Raw genomic sequence first — 8,967 nt, 5'->3', positions numbered from 1 at the left:
GACGGCACCGAGACCGTCCGCCTGGGCCAGAAGTACCGCGGCATCCCCGTCCTGGGCGCCCAGTACGTCGTCCGCATGAACCACAAGGACGGCAAGCGCACCGTCACCGGCACCTCCGGCTCCTACTTCACCGCCCTCGACCTCGACACCACCCGCCCCACCCTCCCGGCCCCCACCGCCGTGCAGGGCGCGGTGCGTCAGGTGCGCGCGGAGCTGGCGAAGGGCGGATACCGTCCCGCGCACGCCAAGAGCGCCAAGGACGACCTGGCCGGCACCGACCGCGGGCTGACCGTGCTGCCCACCGGCAAGGGCGTGCTCGCCCGCCACGTCACCGTGCGCGGCACCGACCCGGCCACCGGCGCCCCCGTGGTCCAGGAGGTCTACGTCGACGCCGCCACCGGCGTCGCGGTCTTCGAGTACGGCGGCCTGCCCACGTTCGCCCCGACCGGCTCCGCCGGCGGCGCCACGCACCGCAGCGGCACGTCCATGCGCAGCGGCACCGCGATGCGGGGCGGCGCGCCCGCGGCCGCGACCGGGTCGACGGGCGTCACCGGCAGCGGCATCCTGCTCAGCGGCACCACCGTGCCGCTGAACCTCAGCAAGGACGCCGGCACCGGTCAGTACCTGCTGCGCGACACCGCGCACATGGCCGACAGCAAGAGCCACAACGTCATCCAGACCTGGGACGCCTCCAGCGTCTGGTACCAGGACGTGTCGGGCCAGTGGCCGGAGAGCGTCGTGCCGTTCGCGATGCCGACCACGAAGGCGCCGCAGGAGATGACCGACAGCGGCGCGGTGGACGCCCACTGGGCGGCCGGGAAGGTGTACGAGTTCTACCGCGGCACCTTCCGGCGCGACAGCCTCGACGGCAAGGGCATGGCCATCAACTCCCTGGTCGGCGTGACGGACTTCGGCTCGCCGTTCGTCAACGCGTTCTGGGACCACACCAAGATGGTCTACGGCACCGGTGACGACGAGTACCGCTCCCTCGCCTCCGACCTGGACGTCGTCGGCCACGAGATGACCCACGGCGTGGTCGAGCACACCGCCGACCTCGTCTACGCCGGCCAGTCCGGCGCCATGAACGAGGCCATCGCCGACTACTTCGGCAACGTCATCGACGTCACCGTCAACGGCACCTCCATGACCGACCCCGAGTCCGGCCTCATCGGCGGCGACCTCTGCCGGACGCGGGCACCGAAGGACTGCGCCTTCCGCGACCTCAACGACGGCGCCACCACGAAGGGCTTCCTCGGGCTGCCCCTCGGCTCGTCCTACGACAACGGCGGAGTGCACGTCAACTCCACGATCTTCAGCGGCTCGCTGTGGGACATCCGCGAGAGCCTCGGCGGCGAACTCGCCGACCAGATCGTCTACAAGGCCCTCACCTCCTACATCACGCCCCTCGACGGCTTCGACGAGGGCCGCGACGCCGTCATCGCCGCCGCCAGGTCGCTGCACGTCAAGGGCGACCGCCTGGCCAAGGTGAAGAAGGCCTTCGACGCCCATGGCATCGTCCCCGGCTGGGAGCAGGACCTGGGCCTCGACAGCGATGTGCTGATGGGCAGGCTCGGCACCCTGATGCAGTACGTCGGCACCGGCAACAGCCCCAGCGCCCACGGCGACTGGTGGGCCGCCCCCAGGTCCAGCGCGGACGGCACCGAGCCGTACGCCGTGTGGACCGGCCGCACCGACGGCAGGGGCAAGCCCCGCCGGATCTCCCCGGTCGACGGACGCTCCCACCTCAGCCCGGTCACCGACGGCAAGCGCGTGGTGTGGGTGGCGGTCGGCGACGTCCCCGGCGACGACCCCTGGCTGCACACCTACGACATCCTGTCCGCGCCCGTGGGCGGCGGCGCCGTCAAGACGCTGTACAGCACCACCTCGGAGATCAGCGGTCTGAGCGTGGACGGCGACACGGTCGCCTGGTCCCGCCGTGACGAGGCGACCTCGCTGCAGCAGGTCCTGTACCTGAAGGGCGGCGACACCACGCCGCGTCAGGTGCCGCTCGGCCGGGACTACAACCAGGCGGTCGAGCCCGCCGTCAAGGACGGGCGCATCGCATACATCCACGACGGCATGTTCGACGGCACCTACGGGGTCGTCGTGGAGGTCTTCGACACCCGGACCGGGAAGACCGCGGTCCTCGGCGCGCCCTCGCAGCCGGAGTGGATCAGCACGCCGGTGATCACCGCTGCCGGGGTGTACTGGCTGATCGACACCGACTACACCGACGACGACTTCACCACCCTGCGCCGGGCGTCCGTCGACGGTTCCACCGTCACCGACGTCATCGCGGAGAGGGGCCCGCGCCCCGTCCGGGCGTTCGGCCTCACGGCGTCGGACACCGCGGTCACGCTGACCGTGTACGCCTCGTTCTCACAGGTCTTCGACGACTACAACGACTCGCTGGCCAAGCTCTACCAGTTCACCCCGCAGGGCACCCCGCTGGGCCGGGTCTCCTGCAGCAAGGGCCAGCAGTCGAACGCCGCCGCAGGCACCGGCAGCCGCGTCCTGTGGATGGACACCACCACCACGGACACCGACCTGGTGACCCGGGCCCGCCCCGCGGGCACCTGCCGCTGAGCGGCCGCCACACCGCACCACCCCGACGGGGGCCCGGACCGGCGCACGCCGGACCGGGCCCCCGCCGGCCTTTCCGCGAGGCGTACGATCATCACGCGGGGCGCGGACGTACAGGGGTGGCAGGCTGCATGGATGTCTCATCGGGCGGTCCTTGGGCGGGGACGGGGCTGGGCCCCCTGGGCGGCCGGGTCCTGGAGTACCTGGTGAGCCACCCCTCGGCGGACGCCGCCGCGGTGGCCGAGGCGGTCGGCACGTCCGCCGACGAGGCCGAGCGGGCGCTGCGGGGCCTCGAGGACGAACTCCTGGTCATCCGCATCCCCGGCGGTTCCCCGCGCTGGAAGGCCGGCCCGCCGCGCTCCTCGCTGGGTTCCCTGCTCGCCCGCAGGCGGAGCGAACTGGCCCGTACCGAGCTGTTCATGGAGCAGCTCGACGAGCTCTACCGCTCCGTCGCGCACCCCGGCGCGCCGAACCTGGTGGAGGTCCTGGAGCACGGCGACGAGGTCGCGGCCCGTTACGCGTACCTGCTCAAGGGCAGCAGGAGCGAGGTGCTGCACCTGGCCAAGCCGCCCTACGTGACCGGCACCGAGGACGACTCGGGCCACCGGGACCCGGACCGTACCGCCGTCGCCCCGGGCGTACGGCTGCGGTCGGTGTACGAGGCCGACGGCTTCACCGACGAGGTGTCCCTGGAGACCGCGCTGCGCGGCACCGCGGTGGGCGGTGAGTTCCGCCTCGGTACCCGGCTCCCCGTCAAGCTGGCGCTCTTCGACCGGACCGCCGCCCTCCTCCCGCTCCAGGGCGACCGGCCCTCGGCGGGATCGCTGGTGGTGCACTCCCCGGCCCTGATCGAGGTGTGCGCCGCGCTCTTCGAGGGCATCTGGGAACGTGCGACACCGGTGTCACTGGAGAGCCGCCAGGACTGGCCCGTCGCGCGCCGCGAGCGGGAGACCGTGGAGACCGACGAACGGACCCGGGAGATCCTCCACCTCATGGCCACGGGGATGAAGGACGACGCCATCGCCAGGGTGCTGGGCGTGAGCCGCCGGACGGTGCAGAAGCACGTCAGCGAGGCGGGCACCGCCCTCGGCGCCCGGACGAGGTTCCAGATCGCGCTCCTCGCCCATGAACGCGGCTGGCTGGACGGCTGAGCCGGCCGCCCGCGGCCCCGCCCGGCCGTTTGGCCTGCGCTATACGCGGTGTTTGCCGATATAAAACGTTCAATCACTGTATACGGCACGTATGGGTGCAAATCTGGAGTGTATGCGTACTTCGGAGCTGTCGAATCCGTACGGCGCGACCGGCGCACGACCGACCGCGGGCGAGATCGTGGACCGGCCCTGGCACATGCTGATCGGCGGGGAGGCGACCGACGCGGCCTCGGGCCAGACCCTGGACGTGGTCAATCCCGCGGACGAGACGGTGGTGACCCGGATACCCCTCGGCGGCGTCACGGACGTCGACGACGCGGTGGAGGCGGCCCGTACGGCGGCGCCCGCGTGGGGGGCCACCTCCGTGACGGACCGGGCGCGGGTGCTGGTCGCCCTCGCGGAGGCGATCGAGGAGCACGGCGAGGAACTGGCCTGGATCGACACCATGGACAACGGCAGCCCGGTCGCGGTCATGCGGGGCGACTTCCGCGTCGCCGCCGCCCAGTTGCGCTACTTCGCCGGACTCGCCCTCCAGTTGCGCGGCGAGACCGTCCCCATGGCCGACCACGACGCCCTCGACTACACGCTGCGCGACCCCTTCGGCGTCGTCGGGCGGATCATCCCGTGGAACCATCCCCTGATGTTCGCGGCCGCCCGCATCGCCGCACCGCTCCTCGCCGGCAACACCGTCGTCCTGAAGCCCGCCGAGGCGACCTCGCTGTCCGCGCTGCGGCTGGGCGAACTGGCCGCCGGCCTCGTACCGCCCGGGGTCCTGAACATCGTGCCGGGCCTGGGCTCCGTGGCGGGCGAACGGCTGGTGACCCACCCCGACGTCCCGCGCATCGCGTTCACCGGCTCGTCCACCACGGGACGTCGCGTCCAGGCGCGCGCGGCGAGCGCCGCGGTCAAGACGGTCACCCTCGAACTGGGCGGCAAGAACCCGCTGGTCGTCTTCGCCGACGCCGATGTGCACGCGGCCGTGGACGGCGCGATGGCGGGCATGAACTTCACCTGGCAGGGCCAGAGCTGCGGCTCCACGTCCCGCCTGCTGGTCCACCGCTCCCTGTACGAGCGCGTCGTCAAGGAAGTGGGCAGGCGCATGGACGCCATGCGCCTCGGCGACCCGGCGGACCCCACCACGGACATCGGCCCCCTGGTCTCCGAGGAGCACTACCGCAAGGTGACCTCCTACATCCGGGCGGGACTGTCCGACCCCGCCCTCCGCCTCGTCGCGGGCGGCAGCGCCCCGCACCGGCCCGGCTACTACGTACGGCCCACCCTCTTCGCGGCCCACGCCGGCCCCTCCGGGCCGCTGTTCCGGGAGGAGATCTTCGGACCGGTGCTGGTGGCGGCGCCCTTCGACGCGTACGACCAGGCGATCGCCGAGGCCAACGCACTGCCGTACGGCCTGACCGCCAGCGTCTGGACCACCGACCTGCACACCGCCATGGCCGCGGCCCGCGACCTGCGCGCCGGCTACGTGTGGATCAACGCCAGCTCCGCGCACATCCCCGGGACCGCCTTCGGCGGGGTGAAGAACTCGGGCGTCGGCCGCGAGGAGGGCATCGAGGAGCTGGAGTCCTACACCCAGCCGAAGAACGTCTACGTGCGGTTCTGAGTCCGCTCCGCACCACCGGGCCGGACCGCCCTCCTCGCCCCCCGACCCCCGCTGCGGCCGGCCACGCCCGCTCGGGGGTCGTCGCTGCTCCGAGCCCCGCCGACCGCCCCGCCGACGCGCCACGTCACCCCCGTCACCCGTTCCGCCGGGCGGCGTCAAAGTGGCGTCAAGCCGCTCCGGGGCCGCGTCAGGAACCCGCTAACGAAGCCCGTCGGGGGCACTGCGGGGCGCTTCGCTACGTACACCGGTTTTTTACCGGCGCCGCGGGCCCGACCGGGTACGCGGCATCGTCCCCACACGACTTCCGGGGTGTCTCCGCATGCCAGATGTGGCCTTCATCGTCCTCACCGTCGCTGTCTTCGCCGTGCTCGGCCTCGTGGCCAAGGGGGCGGAGCGGCTGTGAGCATCGAAAACGTCGTCGGACTCGTCGTCGCCGTGGCCCTGGTCGGTTACCTGGTGCTGGCACTGATCTACCCGGAGAAGTTCTAGTGAACGACACCCTCGCGGGCTGGCTCCAGATCCTCGCGCTGGTCGGCGCGCTGGCCCTGACCTACCGGCCGCTGGGCGACTACATGGCCCACACCCTCACCTCCGCCAAGCACCTGCGCGTCGAGCGCTTCGCGTACCGGCTCGGCGGGGTCGACGGTGACGCGGACCAGAAGTGGTCCGTCTACCTGCGGAGCGTGCTGGCCTTCTCGGCCGTCTCCGTCCTCTTCCTCTACGGCTTCATGCGGCTGCAGAACCACCTGCTGCTGTCCATAGGCATGCCCGCCGTGACGCCCGGCGTGTCCTTCAACACGGCCGCCTCCTTCGTCACCAACACCAACTGGCAGTCCTACTCCGGTGAGTCCACGATGGGCCACCTGGTGCAGATGTCCGGTCTCGCGGTGCAGAACTTCGTGTCGGCCGCCGTCGGCGTCGCCGTCGTCGCGGCCCTCATCCGGGGCTTCACCCGCAAGAAGACCGACCGCATCGGCAACTTCTGGGTGGACCTCACCCGGATCACCGTGCGCGTGCTGCTCCCGCTCGCCTTCGTGTTCGCGATCGTGCTGGTCGCCGGCGGCGTCGTGCAGAACTTCCACGGCGTCGAGTCGATCTCGACCCTGGTCGGCGACCACCAGAGCATGACCGGTGGCCCGGTCGCCTCGCAGGAGGCCATCAAGGAGCTGGGCACCAACGGCGGCGGCTTCTACAACGCCAACTCCGCCCACCCCTTCGAGAGCCCCAACCCCTTCACCAACTGGCTGGAGATCTACCTCCTGCTGGCGATCGCCACCTCCCTGCCGCGCACCTTCGGCCGCATGGTCGACGACAACCGCCAGGGCTACGCGATCATCGCCGTGATGGGCGTGATCTGGGCCGCATCGGTCGCCATCATCACGGTGAACGAGCTGCACAGCGTGAGCAGCCAGGCCGGCCACTTGGCGGGCGGCATGATGGAGGGCAAGGAGCAGCGGTTCGGTGTGTGGGGGTCGGCGCTGTTCGCGGCGTCGACGACGCTCACCTCCACGGGCGCCGTCAACTCCTTCCACGATTCGTACTCGCCCATCGGCGGCGGGATGACGATCTTCAACATGATGCTCGGTGAGATCGCCCCCGGTGGTACCGGCTCCGGCCTCTACGGCATCCTCATCCTGGCGATCATCGCGGTCTTCGTGGCCGGACTGATGGTCGGCCGCACCCCGGAGTACCTGGGCAAGAAGCTCGGCGGCCGGGAGATGAAGTTCGCCTCCCTCTACATCCTCACCACCCCGGCGATCGTCCTGATCGGTGCCGGCCTCGCCATGGCGATGCCGGGTCAGCGCGCGGGCATGCTCAACTCCGGTGCGCACGGTTTCTCCGAGGTGCTGTACGCCTTCACCTCGGCCGCCAACAACAACGGCTCGGCCTTCGCGGGCCTGACCGTCAACACCGACTGGTACAACACCGCGCTCGGCCTGGCCATGCTGTTCGGCCGCTTCCTGCCGATCGTGTTCGTCCTGGCGCTGGCGGGCTCCCTGGCCCGGCAGCAGCCGGTGCCGGCCACGGCGGGCACGCTGCCCACCCACCGGCCGCAGTTCGTCGGCCTGCTGACGGCCGTGATCCTGATCGTCGTCGGCCTCACCTACTTCCCGGCCCTGGCGCTGGGTCCGCTCGCGGAAGGTCTGTCCTGATGTCCCTGACCACCCTCGAACCCCCCGCGTCGCCGGGGGGCGCCCCGACCGGGCCGCAGCAGCCGCACCGGGTCTCCGGCGGCATGATGGACCCGAAGCAGCTCCTCACCTCGCTGCCGGATGCGGTCAAGAAGCTCGACCCCCGGGTCATGATCAAGAACCCGGTCATGTTCGTGGTCGAGGTCGGCGCGGTCCTGACCACCCTCTCGGCGATCAAGGACCCCAGCGTCTTCGCCTGGGTCATCACCGTGTGGCTCTGGCTGACCGTGCTCTTCGCCAACCTCTCCGAGGCCGTCGCGGAGGGCCGCGGCAAGGCGCAGGCCGAGACCCTGCGGCGGACGAAGACCCACACCGTCGCCCGCCGGCTGATCGACTGGCGGCCGGGGGCCACCTCGCTCCGTGAGGAGGAGGCCCCGGCCTCCGGCCTGAAGCTGGGCGACCACGTCGTCGTCGAGGCCGGGCAGATCATCCCCGGTGACGGCGATGTCGTCGAAGGCGTCGCGTCGGTCGACGAGTCGGCGATCACCGGTGAGTCGGCCCCGGTCATCCGGGAGTCCGGTGGTGACCGCAGCGCGGTCACGGGCGGCACGAAGGTGCTGTCGGACCGGATCGTCGTCCGCATTACCTCCAAGCCCGGCGAGACCTTCATCGACCGGATGATCGCCCTCGTGGAGGGCGCGGCCCGGCAGAAGACGCCCAACGAGATCGCACTGAACATCCTGCTGGCCTCGCTGACCATCGTCTTCCTGCTCGCGGTCGTCACCCTGCAGCCGTTCGCGATCTACGCGGGCGCCGAGCAGAGCATCGTCATCCTCGCGGCGCTCGTCGTCGCGCTCATCCCGACGACGATCGGCGGGCTTCTGTCGGCGATCGGCATCGCCGGCATGGACCGCCTGGTGCAGCGCAACGTGCTCGCCATGTCCGGCCGCGCCGTCGAGGCCGCCGGCGACGTGAACACCCTGCTGCTCGACAAGACCGGCACCATCACGCTCGGCAACCGCCAGGCCGCGGAGTTCCTCCCGGTCGGCGGTGTCGGGGACGCGGAGCTCGCCGACGCGGCGCAGCTGTCCTCACTGGCCGACGAGACGCCCGAGGGCCGTTCCGTCGTCGTCCTGGCGAAGGAGAAGTACGGTCTGCGGGCCCGTCACGAGGGCGAGCTCGGGCACGCCGCGTTCGTGCCCTTCACCGCGCAGACCCGTATGTCCGGCGTCGACGTCGACGGCCGCCAGGTCCGCAAGGGCGCCGCGTCCGCGGTGACCGCGTGGGTCGCCGAGAACGGCGGCCGGGCCGGCGAGGAGGTGCAGTCCCTGGTCGACCGCATATCGCAGTCGGGCGGTACGCCGCTCGTCGTGGCGGTCAAGGAGGAGGGCGCGGCCCGCGTGCTGGGTGTCATCCACCTGAAGGACGTGGTCAAGGAGGGCATGCGGGAGCGGTTCGACGAGCTGCGGCGGATGGGCATCCG

General features: G+C 71.4%; 6 protein-coding genes. All 6 read left to right on the top strand.

Going from position 1 to position 8,967, the window contains the following annotated elements; genetic code table 11:
- On the top strand, positions 1-2,586 hold a 2,586-nt coding region (locus tag ABZ312_RS44525), incomplete at its 5' end, for a M4 family metallopeptidase (RefSeq protein WP_500440179.1).
- Between the two features lie 128 nt (positions 2,587-2,714).
- Entirely contained in the window at positions 2,715-3,734 is a 1,020-nt protein-coding gene (locus tag ABZ312_RS44520) for a helix-turn-helix transcriptional regulator (RefSeq protein ID WP_500329329.1), read from the top strand.
- A 112-nt stretch (positions 3,735-3,846) separates the two neighbouring features.
- The gene (locus tag ABZ312_RS44515; protein WP_500440178.1) at positions 3,847-5,352 is read left to right on the top strand and encodes an aldehyde dehydrogenase family protein; all 1,506 of its coding nucleotides are present in this window, start codon (positions 3,847-3,849) and stop codon (positions 5,350-5,352) included.
- Between the two features lie 399 nt (positions 5,353-5,751).
- On the top strand, positions 5,752-5,841 hold the full coding sequence (gene kdpF, locus ABZ312_RS44510; protein ID WP_326579416.1) for a K(+)-transporting ATPase subunit F: 90 nt from the start codon (positions 5,752-5,754) through the stop codon (positions 5,839-5,841).
- Positions 5,841-7,505, top strand: a complete 1,665-nt coding sequence (gene kdpA, locus ABZ312_RS44505) for a potassium-transporting ATPase subunit KdpA (RefSeq protein ID WP_500440177.1) — start codon at positions 5,841-5,843, stop codon at positions 7,503-7,505. Before kdpF ends, kdpA begins: the two co-directional genes overlap by 1 nt.
- The coding region (gene kdpB, locus ABZ312_RS44500) for a potassium-transporting ATPase subunit KdpB (protein WP_500440176.1) at positions 7,505-8,967 on the top strand (1,463 nt) is incomplete at its 3' end. The genes kdpA and kdpB, both read left to right, overlap by 1 nt.

Source organism: Streptomyces sp. NPDC006207, assembly GCF_040613835.1.
In the GTDB taxonomy this organism is placed as follows: Bacteria; Actinomycetota; Actinomycetes; order Streptomycetales; family Streptomycetaceae; genus Actinacidiphila.
This window is presented reverse-complemented; position numbering and strand designations above follow the sequence as displayed.